Source organism: Micromonospora sp. C97 (assembly GCF_018070385.1).
Taxonomy (GTDB): domain Bacteria; phylum Actinomycetota; class Actinomycetes; order Mycobacteriales; family Micromonosporaceae; genus Micromonospora; species Micromonospora parva.
The window spans coordinates 101471-121309 of the sequence record NZ_JAGPXU010000010.1; the positions used below are offsets into that span (position 1 = coordinate 101471).

General features: G+C 70.5%; 16 protein-coding genes. 11 read left to right on the forward strand and 5 right to left on the reverse strand.

All coding sequences use genetic code 11. The features are described 5' to 3' along the window. The first annotated feature begins 4 nt into the window (after nucleotides 1-4). The gene (locus KBX26_RS16115) at nucleotides 5-1165 is read left to right on the forward strand and encodes a DivIVA domain-containing protein (protein ID WP_030335185.1); all 1161 of its coding nucleotides are present in this window, start codon (nucleotides 5-7) and stop codon (nucleotides 1163-1165) included. Between the two features lie 84 nt (nucleotides 1166-1249). Here KBX26_RS16115 and KBX26_RS16120 read toward each other — a convergent pair whose 3' ends face one another. After that, nucleotides 1250-1471: a DUF2631 domain-containing protein gene (locus tag KBX26_RS16120; protein WP_036412111.1), complete on the reverse strand. Its 222-nt coding sequence runs from the start codon at nucleotides 1469-1471 to the stop codon at nucleotides 1250-1252. Between the two features lie 269 nt (nucleotides 1472-1740). Here KBX26_RS16120 and KBX26_RS16125 point away from each other — a divergent pair, with 269 nt between their 5' ends. Next, the gene (locus KBX26_RS16125) at nucleotides 1741-3321 is read left to right on the forward strand and encodes a Rieske 2Fe-2S domain-containing protein (RefSeq protein ID WP_030335183.1); all 1581 of its coding nucleotides are present in this window, start codon (nucleotides 1741-1743) and stop codon (nucleotides 3319-3321) included. A gap of 106 nt (nucleotides 3322-3427) precedes the next feature. Here the strand turns inward: KBX26_RS16125 and KBX26_RS16130 are convergent, their stop codons facing one another. Both KBX26_RS16130 and KBX26_RS16135 read right to left on the reverse strand, forming a co-directional pair. Further along, entirely contained in the window at nucleotides 3428-5023 is a 1596-nt protein-coding gene (locus KBX26_RS16130) for an NAD(P)/FAD-dependent oxidoreductase (protein WP_210865778.1), read from the reverse strand. A gap of 83 nt (nucleotides 5024-5106) precedes the next feature. Further along, complete coding sequence (locus KBX26_RS16135; protein WP_030335179.1) at nucleotides 5107-5937, reverse strand: YhjD/YihY/BrkB family envelope integrity protein; 831 nt, start codon at nucleotides 5935-5937, stop codon at nucleotides 5107-5109. A 51-nt stretch (nucleotides 5938-5988) separates the two neighbouring features. Between KBX26_RS16135 and KBX26_RS16140 the strand changes: the two genes are divergently transcribed. The 7 genes from KBX26_RS16140 (at nucleotide 5989) to ispG (ending at nucleotide 15771) form a co-directional block, all read left to right on the forward strand. Continuing rightward, entirely contained in the window at nucleotides 5989-6540 is a 552-nt protein-coding gene (locus KBX26_RS16140; RefSeq protein WP_030335177.1) for a GNAT family N-acetyltransferase, read from the forward strand. 448 nt (nucleotides 6541-6988) lie between these two features. Next, nucleotides 6989-10672 carry a CARDB domain-containing protein gene (locus KBX26_RS16145; protein ID WP_210865779.1) on the forward strand — a complete coding sequence of 1228 codons (3684 nt, stop codon included), beginning with the start codon at nucleotides 6989-6991 and terminating at the stop codon, nucleotides 10670-10672. Nucleotides 10673-10823: 151 nt separating this feature from the next. After that, nucleotides 10824-11282, forward strand: coding sequence for a hypothetical protein (locus KBX26_RS16150; RefSeq protein ID WP_051708723.1), 459 nt, complete (start codon nucleotides 10824-10826; stop codon nucleotides 11280-11282). 154 nt (nucleotides 11283-11436) lie between these two features. Then, nucleotides 11437-12084 carry a Uma2 family endonuclease gene (locus KBX26_RS16155; RefSeq protein WP_051708722.1) on the forward strand — a complete coding sequence of 216 codons (648 nt, stop codon included), beginning with the start codon at nucleotides 11437-11439 and terminating at the stop codon, nucleotides 12082-12084. A gap of 43 nt (nucleotides 12085-12127) precedes the next feature. Beyond that, a complete protein-coding gene (dxr, locus tag KBX26_RS16160) occupies nucleotides 12128-13339 on the forward strand; it encodes a 1-deoxy-D-xylulose-5-phosphate reductoisomerase (RefSeq protein ID WP_030335169.1) in 1212 nt (403 codons plus the stop codon). Next, nucleotides 13339-14589 carry an RIP metalloprotease gene (locus KBX26_RS16165; protein WP_030335167.1) on the forward strand — a complete coding sequence of 417 codons (1251 nt, stop codon included), beginning with the start codon at nucleotides 13339-13341 and terminating at the stop codon, nucleotides 14587-14589. Before dxr ends, KBX26_RS16165 begins: the two co-directional genes overlap by 1 nt. Nucleotides 14590-14598: 9 nt before the next feature. Beyond that, nucleotides 14599-15771: a flavodoxin-dependent (E)-4-hydroxy-3-methylbut-2-enyl-diphosphate synthase gene (gene ispG, locus KBX26_RS16170; protein ID WP_030335165.1), complete on the forward strand. Its 1173-nt coding sequence runs from the start codon at nucleotides 14599-14601 to the stop codon at nucleotides 15769-15771. A gap of 150 nt (nucleotides 15772-15921) precedes the next feature. Here the strand turns inward: ispG and KBX26_RS16175 are convergent, their stop codons facing one another. Next, a complete protein-coding gene (locus KBX26_RS16175) occupies nucleotides 15922-16518 on the reverse strand; it encodes a PadR family transcriptional regulator (RefSeq protein ID WP_030335162.1) in 597 nt (198 codons plus the stop codon). Between the two features lie 112 nt (nucleotides 16519-16630). On the opposite strand from KBX26_RS16175, the gene KBX26_RS16180 reads away from it, so the two are divergent. Both KBX26_RS16180 and KBX26_RS16185 read left to right on the forward strand, forming a co-directional pair. Then, a complete protein-coding gene (locus KBX26_RS16180) occupies nucleotides 16631-17884 on the forward strand; it encodes an MFS transporter (RefSeq protein ID WP_030335161.1) in 1254 nt (417 codons plus the stop codon). 5 nt (nucleotides 17885-17889) lie between these two features. Then, nucleotides 17890-18729 carry a DUF4081 domain-containing GNAT family N-acetyltransferase gene (locus KBX26_RS16185; protein WP_030335160.1) on the forward strand — a complete coding sequence of 280 codons (840 nt, stop codon included), beginning with the start codon at nucleotides 17890-17892 and terminating at the stop codon, nucleotides 18727-18729. 133 nt (nucleotides 18730-18862) lie between these two features. On the opposite strand, the gene KBX26_RS16190 is transcribed toward KBX26_RS16185, so the two are convergent. Next, a complete protein-coding gene (locus tag KBX26_RS16190; RefSeq protein ID WP_210865780.1) occupies nucleotides 18863-19420 on the reverse strand; it encodes a hypothetical protein in 558 nt (185 codons plus the stop codon). Between the last annotated feature and the right edge of the window lie 419 nt (nucleotides 19421-19839).

Below are 19839 nucleotides of genomic sequence, written 5' to 3' on the forward strand. Positions count from 1 at the left end.
CATAGTGGCGAGTCAGGGTCAGCGTTTCCGGCGCAAGGCGCTCCGCCGGGGATACAAGGTCGACGAGGTGGATGCCTTCCTCGACCGGGTCGAGGCGACGCTCGACGGCCGACAGGTCGGCGCCCCGGTGGCCTCCCAGGAGGTTCACGACGTCGTCTTCCGGGTCCGCTTCAACGGCTATGACGAGTGGCAGGTCGACCTGCACCTGGATCGGGTCGAGCGGCAGCTGGCCGAGCTGGAGGAGCGCAACAGCGCCGGGCGCGGTGCCGACCCCCGGATGGGTGACCGGATGGGCCCACCGGACCGGATGGGGCCGCCGATGCGGGATGACCGGGGCATGGTTCCGCAGCCGATGCCGCCCCGGCCGATGCCCGCGCAGGCCGGCCCGCCCTACGGTCGCTACGACGAGCCGACCGGTGCCTTCGCCGGTGGGTACGATGCCCCTCGCGGCGGTGGTTACGACGCGCCACGTGGCCCGGCCGGCCCTCCGATGGGCCCCGGTGGCCCGATGGGCCCCGGTCCGATGGGCGGCCACGGCATGCCGCAGCGCGGCCTGCCCGCCGGCCCCAGTGGGTACGGCCCGGACGACCAGCGTGGGCCCGGTGGGTACGGCCCGGACGACCAGCGTGGCGGGTACGGCCCCGACGACCAGCGCGCGCCCGGCGGTTATCCGCCGCCGCCGGAGGAGCCGCGCTTCGACGGCTTCGAGGCCGGGCGGCACGGTCGCGCCGACATGACCGCCGAGATCCGGATGCCGGAGCGGGACCTGCGCGACATGCGCCGTGGTCCGGCCGGTCCGCCTCCGCTGCCGCAGCAGGGCATGGGTGGCCCGCCGATGGCCGGCCCGCCAGCGGTCGCCGGCCCGCCGATGGGTGGCCCGCCCATGGGTGGCCCCCCGATGGCTGGTCCGCCCGGCAGCGACCTGTACCGGGTCGACCAGATCCGCCGTAGTTTCCAGGTGCGCCGGTTCGGCAGCGGGTACGACCCCGACCAGGTGGACCGGTTCTTCGAGACGCTGCTCGGTGGCATGCAGCGGCGCAACCCGATGCCGGTCGACCCGAAGGACCTGGACACCCTCCGATTCGGCCTGGTGCCGGGTGGCTACTTCGAGGCCGAGGTCGACGCCGCGCTCAAGGACGTGCAGGACATCCTCTTCGGGCGCTGACCCCGACGCGTACGGACGAGGGCCCGTCCCCCGGGTGGGGGCGGGCCCTCGGCGTTCTCGGCCGACGTCCGGCGGTGGGTCGGGTCAGGAGCGCAGACCGCTGCGCCGCAGCACGATGTCGCCGATCACGATGATCAGCAGCAGCGCGGCCAGGCCGATCAGCCAGATGTCCTCGACCCTGCCCTCGTGGTTGCCGCAGATCATCGCCAGCAGCGCCAGTGCGGACAGCACGGCGCCGATCTGCCCGGCCTTGCGGTGCCCGGGCTTGTGCTGGTCTGGCGACGTTACCGGCTCGCTTCCTGCCACTGTCGGTCCTTCCCTCGCGATCGGATCTTTCGTTAGTCTGGCACGCCTTGCGTCAGGCCCGGCGCAGGGTCCGGCCAGTTGAGGGAACGGCATGACTCGCGGGGAGAGCCGGGAGCTGTCGAAGGCCGCCCACGGGGCGTGGGCGGCGAGGGGCGGGCGGCCTGTTGCGGGCGGGCCGAACGGCACTACCGGCGTCGCGGGGCGGTGGTCAGACTCGCTCCGGTAGCGTTTGGCGTACACCTGATTGTCTGTTTGAGGGGGACTGTGCGGTGCGAGTGACCGGAACCGGGCACGCCAGCATGCGGATCGACACGGCTGCGGGCAGCATCCTGTGCGACCCGTGGGTCAACCCGGCCTACTTCGCCTCGTGGTTCCCTTTCCCGGACAACTCACTGCTGGACTGGGAGAGCCTGGGTCAGGTCGACTACCTGTACGTCTCCCACCTGCACCGGGACCACTTCGACGCGAAGCACCTGCGGGACTTCGTCTCCAAGGACGCCACCGTCCTGCTCCCCGAGTTCCCCACCTCGGAGATGGAGGACGAGTTCCGGGCGCTGGGCTTCACCAAGTTCCTGAAGGCGCCCAACGAGCAGGTGGTGGAGCTGCCCGGCGGCCTGAAGATCATGATTCAGGCGTTGACCAGCCCGACCGACGGGCCGATCGGCGACTCGTCGCTCTGGGTGGAGTACGACGGGGTGCGGCTGCTCAACCAGAACGACGCCCGCCCCACCGACCTGAGCGTCTTTGCCGAGTTGGGGCACGTGCACGCGCACCTGCTCCAGTTCTCCGGCGCGATCTGGTACCCGATGGTCTACGAGCTGCCGCAGGCGGCGAAGACCGCGTTCGGCAAGCAGAAGCGGGACCGGCAGTTCGACCGGACCTGGCGCTACATCGACGACCTGAAGGCGTCGCACGTCTTCCCGATCGCCGGCCCGCCGTGCTTCCTCGACGACGCCCTGTGGCAGTTCAACGACATCCACGGCGACGAGGGCAACATCTTCCCCGACCAGTCCGTCTTCCTGTCGGAGTACGCCAAGGTCGGCGGCACCAACGGGATCGTGCTGCTGCCGGGCAGCGTCGCCGAGGTCACCACCGAGGGCGCGAGCACCACCCACCCGGTGCCGGTGCAGGAGTTCTTCGCGAACAAGGTCGCCCACCTGGAGGAGATGCGGGAGCGCAAGCGCCCGATCATCGAGGCGGAGAAGGCGTCCTGGCGGCACCCCGAGGTGGACGTGCTCGGGGAGATGAAGCGTCGGATCGAGCCGCTGCTGGACGAGTCGATCTACCTGGCCAAGGGGGTCGGCGGTCCGGTCCGCTTCGACCTGGTCGGCTACGACGGCGAGAGCGTCGAGTCGATCGTGGTGGACTTCCCGGGCAAGGAGGTCCGACCGTACGCCGAGGAGAAGGTCCGCTACCGGTTCCGTACCGACCGGTCGCTGATCGAGCACCTGCTCTTCATCGACGAGGTGGACTGGGTCAACTCGCTCTTCCTGTCCTGCCGGTTCTCGGCGGCCCGGATCGGCCAGTACAACGAGTTCGTCTACGCGTTCTTCAAGTGCCTCTCCGAGGAGCGGCTGCAGTACGCCGAGGGCTGGTACGACGAGCACGAGCGCACCACCGACGCCGAGGACATCACGTTGGGCGACTGGGTGGTGCAGCGCCGCTGCCCGCACCTGAAGGCGGACCTGACCCGCTTCGGCATCGTCGAGGGTGACCAGCTCACCTGCCAGCTGCACGGCTGGCGCTTCGACCTGCCCAGCGGCCGTTGCCTGACGAGCGTCGGCCACAAGGTGCGCGCCCACCGCGTGGACGCCGAAACCCCCGCCCCCGCCGGCGAAGCAGTGATCTGACCCCCGGCCCTCACCCCACGGCCTGGTTGATCGTGAAGTTGTTGCCTGCCACGGCGGGGTGTGGTGGCGGTAACTTCATGATCAACGGCGCGACGGGCTGGGGGAGCTAGGTCGATAGGTCTTTGAGGATGCGGCGGGCGGCGTTGTGGCCGGCTGCGCCGATGACGCTGCCGGCCGGGTGGCAGCCGGCGCTGCCGGCGTACACGCCGTCGATGCCGGTGGCGTAGGGCATCCGGTCGGTGAACGAGACCGTGTTGTCGACGTGGTGGATGTGCCCGCCGGTGATGCCGAAGTGCTCCTCGATGCCGGGCGGCGGCAACGGCACCGCGTCGGCGATCAGGTCGGCGGTGCCGGGGGCGTACCGCTCGACGATCCCGATCAGCCGGTCGACGTAACCGGGCAGCGCCGCGTCCCAGGTGGTGCCGGCCAGCTCGTACGGGACCGACTGGACGAAGAGCGCCGACGAGTGGTGCCCGGCCGCGTCGGAGAGCGACGGGTCGACTGTGGTGTGCAGGTACCACTCGATGGTGGGCTCCGCCGGCAGCCGCCCGGCCTGCACGTCCGCCCACATCGCGCGCAGCGCGGTCATCGGCGACGCGTCCGCCCCGCCGACCAGTGACGCCGAACCGGGCAGCAGGTGGATGGTCGAACCGAACGGGCTCGGCGTACCGTCCGGCAGGCAGGAGAACCGGGGCAGCCCGGTGAGCGCCAGGTTGAGCTTGAGCGTGGTGCCGGGCCGGCGGACCGCCGCCATCCGTTCGCCGAGCCGCGCCGGGAGCGCGCCGTCGGGCAACAGCTCCATCAGCCGGTACGGGTCACACGCGCCGAGCACCACCCGGGCGGCGACCTCCCGACCGTCGGCCAGCACCACTCCGCTCGCCGCGCCGCCGTCCAGGGTGACCGCGCGTACCGGCGTACCGGTCAGGATCGTCGCGCCGGCGGCGCGCGCGGCCTCGGCGAACGTCCGCGAGACGGTGCCCATCCCACCTTCGGCGATCATCCAGGTACCGCCGGATCCGGGCAGCCGGCACATGTTGTGCACGAGGAAGTTGTGGCCGGTGCCGGGGTCGTCCGGGCCGGCGTTGAGCCCGGACAGGCCGTCGGTGACCGCGTACATGCTGACCAGCAGTTCGGAGCGGAACTCGAACCGGGCCAGGTAGTCGGCGACCGAGCCCCGCACAAGATCGACGAAGACCGCGCGCAGCGCCGGGCGGACGTACCTCTCGGCGGTTTCCTCGACGGTCAGCGGCTCGGCCAGCCAGGCCGGCGCGAGGTCCTCCCGCAGCGCGGCCAGCTCGGCCTGCATGGCGTCGTCGGCGGCCACGTCGGCGGGGGAGAAGAACTCGGCGAGCTGTGCCCGGGTGGCGGCGGTGTCAGTGCCGAAGAGCAGGTACGGCGAGCCGAGGCCGCCCGGGGTGGGGAGGAAGTAGTGCGGGTCGCGGCGCAGCACCGGAATCCGCACGTCGAGCGTGGCGAGCAGCTCCGGGGGCATCAGCCCGAGCAGGTACGAGCCGGTGGAGTGGCGCAGCCCCGGCACCTTCGGGAACGGGTTCTCGGTGCGGGTCGCGCCGCCGATCACGTCGGCGGCCTCCAACACGAGGACGTCCAGGCCGGCACGGGCCAGCAGGACCGCGGAGACCAGACCGTTGTGCCCGGAACCGACGATCACGACGTCGGCCCGAGCCGGAATCTCACTGCTCATGCCACCGCACCCTAGTCCGCACCCCCCACCCCCGTCCTCGCAGCCGGGGCGGCGCGGGGAGCAGCGCGGGTGATCAAGAGGGGTCAGCGGGTGGGTTTGGTGCGCCAGTGGGAGAGGGCCAGGGTGGCGGAGTAGCCGGCCAGGACGATCACGTGGAACAGGTAGAGCCAGAGGAGTACGGCCACCCCCGCGCCGATCTCGTCGAAGCCGCCGAACGGCACCCCCAGATCCAGCGGGAGCGAGGCGAAGAGGACGAAGCCGTGCATGAAGCCGGAGAGGTTCGCCGCCGTGAACGACCCGATCCCGAGGGTGGAGAGCCAGTCCGGTGAGGCCGGCCCGACGACCCGGAACACCCACACCAGCACCGGCGTGAGCACCAGCCAGACCCCCAGGAACGACAGCACCACGCCCAGCACACCGAGCCAACCGCCCTGGCGTACGAGGCGGGTGGTGAGCGGGAGCGCCAGCAGGATCGACAGCAGCAGTGCGGGGGCCGGCGCGAGCAGTGGCAGCAGCAGGAGCCGGCCCCGCCAACCGACCAGGTGCTCGTCGGAGCGGGGCGCGGCCACCGAGACGAACGCCCGGCGCAGACCCTCGCCGTACAGCGAGGCGGGCAGCAGGGAGGCCAGCGCGAGCAGCGGGGTCAGCTCCACCCCGGCGTTGACGAGCGCGTCCACCGCCCGGGGCGCGCCGATCGCGGTGGGCAGGGCCTCCACGGCGTACGAGGTGAGCCGGCGTACCCGGTCGGCCCCGGCCACCAGCGAGGTGAGCCAGATCGCCAGCAGGGCGACCGGCACCACGGCGATCGCCCCGTAGAAGGTGATCGCGGCGGCGTGCAGCGACAGGTCCCGTCCGCGCACCGGACGGAACGCGGCACTGGTGATCCGTTTCGTGCGCTGCCATCCGTTGCCCATCGGGTCCTCCTTCCCCATCGTCGGGGCCGTCACTCCTTAAGATCGCCGGTCATGACTGTTCTCACCACCGAACGCCTGATCCTGCGTGACTGGACCGACGATCCGGCCGATCTGGCCCGGATCTACGACATCTACTCCCGTCCGGAGATCACCCGCTGGTTGGCGGTGTCGCCGGGCCTGCCGATGACCGACCCGGCCCAGGCCGTCGAGCGGCTGCGCATCTGGCAGCACCGGCACGCGGCGGACGGGGGCCGGTACGGCACCTGGGCGATCGAGGTGCGCGAGACCGGCACGGTGGTGGGCACGGTGCTGCTCAAGCCGATGCCGGGACGGGACGAGGCGGTGCTGACCGAGGACATCGAGACGGGCTGGCACCTGCACCCGGACTCGTGGGGTCACGGGTACGCCACCGAGGCCGCTCGTGCGCTCGTCGCGCGGGAGTTCGCCGCCGGCACCCGGGAGATCTACGCGGTGGTGTCGCCGGGCAACGAGCCGTCGATGGCGGTCGCTCGGCGGCTGGGCATGGCGCACGTCGGTCAGCGCACCGACTGGTACGGCGGAGAGCTGTTGGAGACGTTCGTCCTGACGGCACCAGATGACTGATCGTTCCCGTACGACCTGACGCAAGATCCGCGCAACTTCGGGGAAGGTGTGGCCTCCAGTCGTCGGGAGGTCGCACCTTCCCCGAAATTGTGGGCTGGTCAGCAGGGACGACGGCCATCAGGGCAGACAACTCCGTCAATAATCACGGGTGTCGAAGTGTTGACGCTCCCGTAGCACGTCAGTAACCTTTGGGCCAAAGTAGCGCAAGATTTCGACAAAGACATGCACGGTTCTGCGCACAGCCTCGGAAGATTCAACGGGCCTCCTCGGGGGGCCCGTTGATGGTCGTACCCATCTGGTGTTCCCAGGACGAGCGGCGCCCCCGCGCCGCCCGTGCCATCCCGTCTCTCTCGGCACCGGCCCACCCGCGTCGGCCGGCGCTGCACCGCCGCACCCCCACCCCCGTGGTCACGCCACCGCGGCAACCGCCCCCGACGACAGGACAGCCATGAGACGAACGAATCTGTTCAGGATGGTGGCGGCCACGGCCGTCGCCGCGCTGATCGCCACGGCCGGGGCGACCGCCGTCGCGACCCCGGCCGCCGCCCGTCCCGCCGACACCGCAGCAGCAGCGACCAGTGGCTTCGCCCCGGCGGCCACCAACCTCGCGCAGGGCCGTCCCACCCAGGAGAGCGGCCACGCCGACGTCTACGACTCGTCGAAGGTCGTCGACGGCAACGCGGGCAGCTACTGGGAGAGCGTCAACAACGCGTTCCCGCAGTGGGTGCAGGTCGATCTCGGCTCGTCGCAGAGCGTCAACCAGGTGGTGCTGAAACTGCCGACCGCCGGTTGGGGGACCCGGACGCAGACGCTGAGCGTGCGAGGCAGCGCCAACGGCTCGTCCTTCACCGACCTGGTGGGGTCGCAGACGTACACCTTCAACCCGGCGAGCGGCAGCACCGTCACCATCGACTTCAGCTCGACGTCCACCCGCTACGTCCGGATCACCGTCACCGCCAACAGCGGCTGGCCCGCCGGGCAGCTCTCCGAGCTGGAGGTGTACGGCAGCGGCGGCACCAGCCCGGACACCACCGCGCCGAGCGTCCCGGGCACGCTGTCGCAGAGCACGTCGGGCAGCACGATCACGCTGAACTGGGGTGCCTCCACCGACTCCGGTGGTAGCGGGCTCGCCGGCTACAACGTCTACCGGGGCGGCAGCCTGATCGCGACGCTGGGCACCGTCCTGACCTATCAGGACACCCAGCCGGCCACGGCGACAGTGTCGTACCACGTCCGGGCCCGCGACGGCGCGGGGAACCTCTCCGGCAACAGCAACACCGTCACCCGGACCGGCAGCAACCCGCCCGCCTGCACCAACGTGGCGCAGGGCAAGAGCATGACGGCGAGCGGCTCCACCTTCAGCTTCACCCCGGACAAGGCGAACGACGGGCAGCTCGGCACCTACTGGGAGGGTGCGGCGAGTTACCCGCAGAACCTGACAGTGGCGTTGGGCGCGAACCACGCCATCTCCGGTGTCACTGTGAAGCTCAACCCCGACCCGGCCTGGGGCACCCGTACCCAGACCATCCAGGTCCTCGGTCGCGACCAGGCGTCGTCGGCGTACACCAGCCTCGTGTCGGCGGCGGCCTACCAGTTCGTCCAGGGCACCAACGTGGTGACCATCCCGGTCACCGCCACCACCGCTGACGTGCAGTTGCGGTTCACCGGCAACACCGGTGCCCCGTCCGGCCAGGTCGCCGAGCTTGAGGTGTGCGGCACCCCGGCGCCCAACCCGGACCTGGTGGTCAGCTCGGTGACCTGGTCGCCGGCGTCGCCCAGCGAGGTCTCGCCGGTCACCCTCTCGGCCGTGGTGCAGAACACCGGGTCGGCGTCCGCCGGCGCGACAACTGTGAACTTCAGCCTGGCCGGCGCTGTCGTCGGCAGCGCCTCGGTGGGCACCCTCGCCGCGGGCGCCTCGACCACGGTGTCGTTCAACGCCGGCACCCGGCCGATGGGCAGCTACGCCGTCGCGGCGGTGGTCGACCCGGCGAACACGATCGTCGAGCAGAACAACGGCAACAACAGCTTCACCGCCGCGTCGCCGCTGGTCGTGACGCAGGCCCCGGGCCCCGACCTCCAGGTGCTCAGCATCGCCTCGAACCCGCCGAACCCGGCCGTCGGAGCGTCCGTCAGCTTCACCGTGGCGGTGCGCAACCGGGGCACCGCGGCGACCGGCACCACCACCGTCACCCGGCTGGTGGTGGGCGGCACCACGCTCAACACCACCACCGCCTCGATCGCGGCCGGCGCGACGGTCACCGTGGCCGTCACCGGCAGCTGGACCGCCACCAGCGGCGGCGCCACCATCACCGCCACCGCCGACGCCACGAACGTGGTCACCGAGACCAACGAGACGAACAACTCGTTCAGCCAGTCGATAGTGGTCGGGCGCGGGGCCGCCGTCCCGTACGTCTCGTACGAGGCGGAGGCCGGTCGTTACCAGGGCACGCTGCTGGAGGCCGACCCGCTGCGCACCTTCGGGCACACCAACTTCGCCAGCGAGTCCTCGGGTCGCAAGTCGGTCCGGCTCACCGGCACCGGCCAGTTCGTCGAGTTCACCTCGGCCAACCAGGCCAACTCCATAGTGGTGCGCAACTCCATCCCGGACGCCCCCGGTGGCGGTGGTATCGAGGCGACCATCAGCCTCTACGTCAACGACGTCTTCTCCCGGAAGTTGACCCTGTCGTCGAAGCACAGCTGGCTCTACGGCAACACCGACGGGCCGGAGGCGCTCACCAACACCCCGCAGGCCGACGCCCGACGGCTCTTCGACGAGTCGAACGCGCTGCTGGCGCAGTCGTACCCGGCCGGCACCCGGTTCAAGTTGCAGCGCGACTCGGGTGACACCGCCGCCTTCTACGTCATCGACATGATCGACCTGGAGCAGGTGGCGCCGGCGGCGAGCCAACCGGCCGGCTGCACCTCGATCACCCAGTACGGTGCGGTCCCGAACGACGGGCTCGACGACACCGCCGCCATCCAGCGGGCGGTGACCGACGACCAGAACGGCGTCATCAGCTGCGTCTGGATCCCCGCCGGGCAGTGGCGGCAGGAGCAGAAGATCCTGACCGACGACCCACTGAACCGGGGTACGCACAACCAGGTCGGCATCAGCAACGTCACCATCCGGGGCGCCGGCATGTGGCACTCGCAGCTCTACACGCTCACCGAGCCGCAGAACGCTGGTGGCATCAACCACCCGCACGAGGGCAACTTCGGCTTCGACATCGACAAGAACACCCAGATCTCCGACATCGCCATCTTCGGCTCCGGCCGGATCCGCGGCGGCGACGGCAACGCCGAGGGCGGTGTCGGTCTGAACGGTCGCTTCGGCACCGGCACCCGGATCAGCAACGTCTGGATCGAGCACGCCAACGTGGGTGTCTGGGTCGGCCGCGACTACGACAACATCCCCGACCTGTGGGGGCCGGCCGACGGGCTGGAGTTCACCGGCATGCGGATCCGCAACACGTACGCCGACGGCATCAACTTCAGCAACGGCACGCGCAACTCACGGGTGTTCAACTCGTCGTTCCGTACCACCGGCGACGATGCCCTCGCCGTCTGGGCCAACCCGTACGTCAAGGACCGCAACGTCGACATCGCCCACGACAACCACTTCGTCAACAACACCATCCAGTTGCCCTGGCGGGCCAACGGCATCGCCATCTACGGCGGCTACGACAACTCGATCGAGAACAACCTGATCTACGACACCGCCAACTACCCGGGCATCATGCTGGCGACCGACCACGACCCGCTGCCGTTCTCCGGGACGACGTTGATCGCCAACAACGGGCTCTACCGCACCGGCGGCGCCTTCTGGAACGAGGACCAGGAGTTCGGTGCGATCACCCTGTTCCCCGCCACCCGGGACATCGTCGGGGTCACCATCCGCGACACCGACATCATCGACTCGACGTACGACGGCATCCAGTTCAAGAATGGCGGCGGCAACATGCCGAACGTCGCCATCACCAACGTGCGGATCGACAAGTCGAACAACGGTGCCGGCATCCTCGCGATGGGCGGCGCGCGGGGCAACGCCAACCTCACCAACGTGACAATCACCAACTCGGCCGACGGCAACATCGTCATCCAGCCGGGCTCCCAGTTCGTCATCACCCCCTGATCGGCACGCGCTAGGTGACGTCGGGGTGTCCGCAGCGCGCGGGCACCCCGACTTCCGTGCTGTGGGGGTGACGATGCGGACGCCTCACGGCGGCGAGCCAGCCCGTGCAATGATCAAGACCAGCTCGCTGGGGGGAAGGCGGACAGACGGGATGGGTGTCGTCACGACCGGGCTCTGCCTCGCCGTACCCGCTCTGTTCCTGCTCTGGTTCTGGGGCCGACCCCTGCTCACCGGCCGGTGGAAGACTCCAGGCTGGTTCGTCGCGACGGCCGGCCTCTCGATCGTCGCCACCGCTGTCACCTGGTTCGTCGGGGCGTTCGCGGGTTCCTCCATGAGTTCGGCGGAGTCCTGCCGACAGGCCGGCGTCAACTACGACAGTGCCTACCGCGCCGCCCACTGGCGTGAGTCGTCGCGATGGTTCCCGCTGCACGATCGGTGCAACGCCACCCACGACCTGGTGCCCGCCTGGATCAATCCGGCCCTGGTGCTGCTGTCCCTGCTGGCCGTCCTCTGCGTCGGCGCAGCGGTGTGGCTGGCCGTCGCACGACGCCGGACCGAGGCCGATCGGGTGCCGGCCCGCAGATCTTGGACACTTTCCGTTCGGCGATGACGGAAAGTGTCCAAGATCTGCACGCGCCACGTGAGGCCGCGTGCCTCGATGTCGTCATCTCGGATCAACGGACCGGGTGTGCGATGCCGCGCTTCTGGGGCTGCGGTGACTAGGCTGACCTGAGCAGGATGGTCCGCTGAGGGGGTGAGCCCGGATGGCCCAGGCAGCGTTCGCGCCGGAGCCGGCGCCGCAGCACACCGAGCCGTCGTTCGACGTGCTGCGGTGGCACGACGAGCCGTGGACCGCGCAGCTCGCCCTCGACCTGTTGCCGGAGACCAACGGCCCCAAGGTTGAGGTCCTGAGCGGAAGCGTGATCGTGACACCACATGCCGGGTATGACCATCAGGACGCGGAGCTGGGTCTCGCCTATCTCCTCAAGCAGGCGGCCCGTCGGGCGAAGCTGTGGCTCTATCTCGAGACGAACATCGTCTCTGGCGAAGATCTCTTCATCCCGGACATCGTCATTCTCGACGCTCCTGGCGGCGGCCGAACGACGATGGACATCAGGCACGCCGTGCTTCTCGGGGAGATCGTCTCGCCCGGAAACCGGCGCAAGGACATCATCGACCGTCCGCGCGAGTACGCCGCCGCCGGTGTGCCGTTCTTCCTCCGGGTCGACCTGCGCAATCGGGTGCCCACCATCGCGCTGTACGAGCTGACCGAGGGGGAGTACCGGCCGGTGGCCGCCGCCGCGGCCGGGACACCCTTCGTGATGCGCGAGCCGTTCGAGTTCACCATCGACCCGGACGACCTGCTCGGCGAGGAAGCGCCCCCGGAAGAGTCGGCGGACGGCGAGGCCTGAGGCTCCCAGCGGGCGTGCAGCCCGGGTGGGGAAGAATGGCTTCGTGACTTCCCCCCGCGACCTCGTTCTGCTCGGGTCCACCGGCTCGATCGGCACTCAGGCCATCGACATCGTCCGGCGCAACCCGGACCGGTTCCGGGTCGTCGCCGTCGGTGCCGGCGGCGGCAATGTCGAACTGCTCGCCACGCAGGCCCTCGAACTGGGCGTCGAGGCGGTCGGGGTGGCCAAGGCGTCCGCCGCGCAGGACCTGCAACTCGCGTTCTACGCCGAGGCGAGCCGGCGCGGCTGGGCCACCGGCGACTTCAAGCTTCCCAAGATCGTGGCCGGCCCGGACGCGATGACCGAGCTGGCCCAGTGGCCGTGCGACATCGTGCTCAACGGGGTGGTCGGCTCGCTGGGCCTCGCTCCTACGCTGGCCGCGCTGCGCGGTGGTCGTACCCTCGCGCTTGCCAACAAGGAGTCGCTGGTGGCCGGCGGCCCGCTGGTCAAGGCCGCGGTGACGCGGCCGGGGCAGATCGTGCCGGTCGACTCGGAGCACTCGGCGCTGGCCCAGTGCCTGCGCTCCGGGGCGCGCGGTGAGGTGCGGCGGCTGATCGTCACGGCCAGCGGCGGCCCGTTCCGGGGTCGGCGGCGCGACGAGTTGACGCAGGTCACGCCGGAGCAGGCGCTCGCGCACCCGACCTGGAACATGGGGCCGGTCGTCACGATCAACTCCGCGACCATGGTCAACAAGGCGCTGGAGGTGATCGAGGCGCACGAGCTGTTCGACGTGCCCTACGCCGACATCACCGTGATGGTGCACCCGCAGTCGGTGATCCACTCGATGGTCGAGTTCGTCGACGGCTCGACGATCGCCCAGGCCAGCCCACCGGACATGCGGCTGCCGATCGCGCTCGGCATGGGCTGGCCGGACCGGGTTCCCGAGGCCGCCACCGCCGTCGACTGGACGGCCGCGCACACCTGGGAGTTCGCGCCGCTCGACGACGAGGCGTTCCCGGCCGTCGCCCTGGCCAAGGCCGCCGGGGAGGCCGGGCGCTGCCGCCCGGCGATCTACAACGCGGCGAACGAGGAGTGCGTGGCCGCGTTCGTGGCGGGCCGGCTGCCGTTCCTCGGCATCGTCGACACACTCGAACGCGTGTTGGAGGAGGCTCCGGACTTCGACGAACCAGGTACCGTCGAGGACGTGCTCGCGGCCGAGTCGTGGGCGCGCGCGCACGCGCAGGAGATCATCGCGGGTTCGGTGGAAGGAGCTTGATGTCGTACCTGCTCGGGGTGGTCCTCTTCGCCCTGGCCATTCTCATCTCGGTGAGCCTGCACGAGGCCGGTCACCTGCTGACCGCCAAGGCGTTCGGGATGAAGGTCACCAAGTACTTCGTGGGTTTCGGCCCCACCATCTGGTCGTTCCGCCGGGGTGAGACGGAGTACGGACTCAAGGGCATCCCTCTCGGCGGCTTCTGCAAGATCGTCGGGATGACGCCGCAGGACGACGACGTCGAGCCGGGCGACGAGTCGCGGGTGATGTGGCGCTACCCGGTCTGGAAACGGACGATCGTGATGGCCGCCGGGTCGATCACGCACTTCGCGCTCGCCCTGGTCACCATCTGGATCCTCGCCGTCTCCGCCGGCCTGCCCAACCCCGACTTCCCGACCACCGACGCGCAGGCCCGCCAGGAGCCCGCCGTCATCCAGCTCAGCGATTGCGTGGTCCCGGAGAACGCGGTGCGGGCGTGCACCTCCGCCGACGCGGCCAGCCCGGCCGCCCAGGCGCAGTTGAAGAACGGTGACCGGATCACCTCGATCAACGGCACCCCGATCGGCAACTACGGCGACCTGCTCACCACGCTGCGCAGCCTCAAGCCGGGCGAAACCGCGCAGATCGCGTACGTCCGCGACGGGCAGCCCGCCACCACCAGCACGGTGCTCGCGCAGACCCAGCGCCCGCCGCTGGACGATCCCAACGGCACCGCCGCGCCGGTGGCCGCGCTCGGCGTCGGGCTCGTTCCGAGCACGCCCACCCGCGTGACGTACGGCCCGGTCGGCGCCTTCGGCGCCACCGCCGACTTCACCGGTGACCTGGCCGTCGGCACCGCCCAGGCGCTCCAGCGCCTCCCGCAGAAGGTCCCCGCCCTGTGGACCGCCCTCACCGGCGGCGAACGGGACGTCGACACCCCGATCAGCGTGGTCGGCGCCAGCCGGCTCGGCGGCGAGGCGGTGGAGAACAACGCCTGGCTGGTCTTCTTCATGCTCTTCGTGTCGCTGAACTTCTTCATCGGCGTGTTCAACCTGCTGCCGCTGCTCCCGGTGGACGGCGGCCACATCGCCATCGCCTGGTTCGAACGGGCCCGCTCCTGGGTCTACGCGCGGATCGGTCGGGCCGACCCCGGCCGGGTGGACTACCTCAAACTGATGCCCTTCACGTACGTGGTGATCCTGATCGGTGGCGCGTTCACGCTGCTGACCATCGCCGCGGACGTCGTCAACCCGATCACGCTCTTCTCAAGGTGAGTGCCTGAAGTGACAGCTATCAGTCTCGGTATGCCCGCCGTGCCGCCCCCGTCGCTCGCTCCCCGTCGGGCCAGCCGCCAGATCATGGTCGGTTCGGTTCCGGTCGGTGGTGGCGCTCCGGTGTCGGTGCAGTCGATGACCACGACCCTCACCTCCGACGTCAACGCGACCCTTCAGCAGATCGCCGAGCTGACCGCGTCCGGCTGCCAGATCGTCCGGGTGGCGGTGCCGTCCCAGGACGACGTGGAGGCGCTGCCCGCGATCGCCAAGAAGTCGCAGATCCCGGTGATCGCCGACATCCACTTCCAGCCCAAGTACGTCTTCGCCGCGATCGACGCCGGCTGCGCGGCGGTCCGGGTCAACCCGGGCAACATCCGCCAGTTCGACGACAAGGTCAAGGAGATCGCCCGGGCCGCCGGGGACGCGGGGGTGCCGATCCGGATCGGCGTCAACGCCGGGTCGCTGGACAAGCGCCTGCTGAGCAAGTACGGCAAGGCCACCGCCGAGGCGCTTGTCGAGTCGGCGCTGTGGGAGTGCTCGCTCTTCGAGGAGCACGGCTTCCGCGACATCAAGATCTCGGTGAAGCACAACGACCCGGTCGTGATGATCCGGGCGTACCGGCAGCTCGCCGAGCAGTGCGACTACCCGCTGCACCTCGGCGTCACCGAGGCCGGGCCGGCGTTCCAGGGCACCATCAAGTCGGCGGTCGCCTTCGGCGCGCTGCTGGCCGAGGGGATCGGCGACACGATCCGGGTGTCGCTCTCCGCCCCGCCGGTGGAAGAGATCAAGGTCGGCAACCAGATCCTGGAGTCCCTCGGTCTGCGCGAGCGCGGCCTGGAGATCGTCTCGTGCCCGTCCTGTGGGCGGGCCCAGGTGGATGTCTACAAGCTCGCCGAGGAGGTCACCGCCGGTCTGGAAGGGCTGCCGGTGCCGCTGCGGGTCGCCGTCATGGGCTGCGTCGTCAACGGTCCGGGTGAGGCCCGGGAAGCCGACCTCGGCGTCGCCTCCGGCAACGGCAAGGGCCAGATCTTCGTGAAGGGGCAGGTCGTCAAGACGGTGCCTGAGGCGCAGATCGTCGAGACGTTGATCGAGGAGGCGCTGCGGATCGCCGACGAGATGGGCGCCGAACTCCCCGAGGAGCTGCGCGGGCTGGTCACCGGCCCGACCGTCACCGTGCACTGATTTCCATCTGGACGAAGCGGCCGTTCCCCATTCGGGGAACGGCCGCTTCGCGTCAGTGCTGCTGTGGTTTTCGTGGGTTGTGGCGCTCGTGCTCGTGGTGATGTTCGCGTCTCAGTGGTGGCGTTCGTGTGTCGTGGCGCGGTGCTGGCGTCACTCGGATTCGGCGAGGATCGCGTACAGCTTGCGTCGGGTCTCGTCGAGCACCTGAGCGGCCCGCTCGCGCTGGTCGTCGGTGCCGTGCATCATCACCTGGCGCAGGGCGTTCATCGCCTGTGCGCCGGAGTCGCGGATGTCGTGCCAGCTGCTCACCGTGCCCTGGGCGACGTCCGCCCACGGCGGGGTCTGCGCGGCCTCGGTGGCCTCGGCCTGACCGGCCTCGCTGACGGTGAACCGCTTCCGCCCACCACCGGACTCCTCGGTGCTGGCGACGATCACGCCCTCGTCCTCCAGTAGCTGGAGGGTCGGGTAGATCGAGCCCGGGCTCGGCCGCCACGCACCGCCGGTGCGGGAGTCGATCTCCTGGATCATCTCGTAGCCGTGCATCGGCCGCTCGGTGAGCAGGGCCAGGACGGAGGCGCGGACGTTGGGGCGTCGGCCCCGACCCCGTCCACGGCCCCGGCCGCCCCAGGGGCCGCCGCCGGGTCCGTGCTCGTGGCCATGACCGTGCGGGCCGGGCGGGACCGGCGGGAAGCCGAATCCCCGCATCCGGGCTTCGTGCATCGGGTGGTGCTGTCGGTGGAACCTCATCGGGCTATTCCCTTCGGAGGACTATCGCTGATGCATCAACGATATATCGGCAATGCATCGTCGGCAACCAGCGGTTCCCAAACCGTACGTACGTCTTGCTAAAGTCTCGGTCATGCGCCTGCTACCCCCGCCGGGTCCGTCCCGGGTCCTCACCCTCGGCACCCTGGTCAAGACCGTCGGGCGGGGCCTCTGGCTCGTCGCCAGCGCGCTCTTCCTCACCCGGTCGGTCGGCCTCTCGGCAACCCAGGTGGGCATCGGGCTGACCATCTCGGCTCTGGTCGGGGTGCTGGCCAGCACACCGAGCGGCTACCTGGCCGACCGCGTCGGCCCACGTGGAGTGCAGGTCGGTGCGCTGTTCGCCGCCGGCACCCTCACCATCGGCCTGATCGCCGTCCGGTCGCTGCCCACGCTCGTACTGGTGGGAGCCGCCACCGCGCTCGCCGACGCGATCGAACGCGGCGCCCGCGGCGCGCTGATCGCCGGAGCGATCCCGGCCGGCGAGCGGGTCCGCACCCGCGCCTACCTGCGAGCCACCACCAACGTCGGGATCTCCGTCGGTGCCGTCCTCGGCGGCTTCGCCATCGCCGCCGACACCCGCACCGCTTACGTCGCGCTGATCCTGGCCTCGGCGGCGACGTCACTGGCCGCGGCGGTGATCTTCCTCCGACTGCCGACCGTCGCCCCGGTCGCCGCCCCGGCGCACGGCCCTCGACTGGTCGCCCTCCGCGATCGCCCGTTCCTCGCCTTCACACTGGTCGACGGGCTGATGTCGATGCACTTCAGCCTGCTCACCATCGCTCTGCCGCTGTGGATCGCCGGCCACACCCGGGCCCCCGCCTGGATGATCTCCGCGTTGACGCTTGTCAACACCGTGCTGGTGGTGCTCCTTCAGGTCCGCGCCGCGCGTACCGCCGCCACAGTGCCCGGAGCCGCCCGCGCCGCCCGTCGAGCCGGCGTCGCCATCGCCCTGGCCTGCGTACTCTTCGCCGCCAGCGGTGCGCTGCCCACGGCCGGCGCGGTGAGCCTGCTCGGCCTCGGGGCGGTCGCCCACGTCACCGGTGAGCTGTGGCACTCCGCCGCCGGCTGGGGCATCTCCTTCGGGCTGGCACCGGCGGACGCCCAGGGGCAGTACCAGGGCGCGTACGGCATGGGCTACGAACTGGGCAAGATGCTCGCGCCGGTGGTGGTGACCTCCCTTGCGCTCGGCTGGGGCGTACCCGGCTGGCTTGTGCTCGGTGCCCTGTTCCTCCTGCTCGGAGCCCTGGTGCCCCCGGTCGTCCGATGGGCCGGGCGGACGCCGCCCCGTGAAGCCGGTGCCGGCCTTGTCACTCGACCGGCGGAGCGGGGGGTCAATCTGGCAGGCTGATAGTCGTGCTGACGGTGCCGGTACGCCAACTGGGGGAATCGGAGCGGCGCGCGGTCGAGCGACTGCTCGACCATGACCCGTTCGCGGGCGCGCAGGTCGCCGAGCGGATCGCCGCGCGCGGGCTCTCCTGGTGGCGGGCCGAAGGCAGAATCCTGGGGTACGGAGCCCGCCGCAACCTCGAATCACTCTGCTGGCTCGGCGGCAACCTGACCCCGGTGCTGGCCAGCGATGCCGCGGTGGGCGCCTTCGCCGACCTGCTCGCCGGCGAGGAACGGCTCTGCTCCTCCATCGTCGGCCGGGCCGACGCCGTCCTCGGGCTGTGGGACCGCCTCTCCGACACCTGGGGGCCAGCGCGAGACGTCCGCCCCAATCAGCCGCTGCTGGTCACCGACACGCTGCCACCCGTACCGGCCGACCCGGAGGTACGCCAGGTCCGCTCCGGCGAGGTCGACCGGCTCTTCCCGGCGGCGGTAGCCATGTACACCGAAGAGGTCGGCGTCTCCCCACTCGCCGAGGACGGCGGACGCAGCTACCGCCGGCGGGTCAACGACCTGGTCCGGACCGGTCGCGCGTACGCCCGCATCATCGACGGCAAAGTGGTGTTCAAGGCCGAACTCGCCGTTGTCACCAAGCGGACGGCGCAGATCCAGGGCGTCTGGGTGGCACCGGAGTGGCGGGGCCGGGGGATCGCCACCGCCGCCATGGCAGCCGTGGTGCGCGACGCGCTGCTGCGGGTCGCCCCCACCGTCAGCCTGTACGTCAACGACTTCAACCTCCCGGCCCGCCGCGTCTACGAGCGCTGCGGCTTCCAGCCGATCGGCACCCTGGCCACCGTCCTCTTCTGACCGCTGCGGGTGGGCCGCGGTGGGGTATCCCTGCAGATCTTGCAAAGGCCGCTGGCCGGCACCCCGGGTTGCGGGTGCCGGCCAGCGGTCCGAGTCGTGCGGTGGTCTTGCTGTTCGGTCGTGCGAATCCGGGTCAGCTGTTCCAGTGCTGGGCGACGAGGTCGGTGGCCTGCTGCTCCCACTGGGCGTAGGCGTCCGGGTACGCCGAGACCTGCACGGTCTGCGCGGCGTCGGTCAGTGGCATGTCCTGCCACCCGTCGACCTGCTTGAGGCCCTTGAGGAACGCGGTCGTGGAGTACTCGGGGTCGGTGATCTGCTCCGGGGTACCCCAACCACTGGACGGGCGCTGCTGGAACAGGCCCAGCGAGTCGTGGTCGTTCTTGTCGCCGAGGTGGCCCAGGTTTTCCAGCTTGGACTCCTGCAGGCTCGTCGCGATCGAGATCACCGCGGCGCGCTCGGGCAGGCCGGCCTTCTTCGTCGCGGCGATGATCGCCTTGACGTTGGCCGTCTGCTCGTCGTTGAGGGTGATGTGCGACTGGTCGCCCTGCGGCTTCGGCGCCTGCACCGCCACCGCGGCGGGCTTGGCGTCCACGGCCGGGTTGGCGTGGGCGGCGATCGGGCCGGCGAAGACACCACCGGCGAACGCGAGACCAGCAACGGACAGCATGCTCTTACGGAAGATCGTGTTCATGGGGGTAGCTCCTTCGGGGGTAGGAACACCCGAACCGCCAAAGGGGGGAACGGCGGCGGGGTGTGAGCACCTCGTCCGGCGCTGCACAAACAAACGGGAAAAGTCTCAGGGGTCGGCGACTTCACGGGCGCGGGGGCTCGTGGCGCCGGGGTCCAGGTGTAACGACCGGGGGGCCGGGGTCATTCCGGGGGTGGCCCAACCCGTCGGCACCCAGGTGGAGGCGATGCCTGCGGTCGATCGTGGGGATCACAACGACCGGGCGGCCGGGGTCATTCCCCGGTGGCCCAACCTGTCGGCACCCCCATCACGGCGGTGCCTGCGCTCGGTCGTGGGGACCATAACGACCGGGTGGCGGCGGGCATTCCACCCTGCCAGACCCCGGATCCCGGATCCCGCGCCCGCGAAGACCGGGCGGCGGG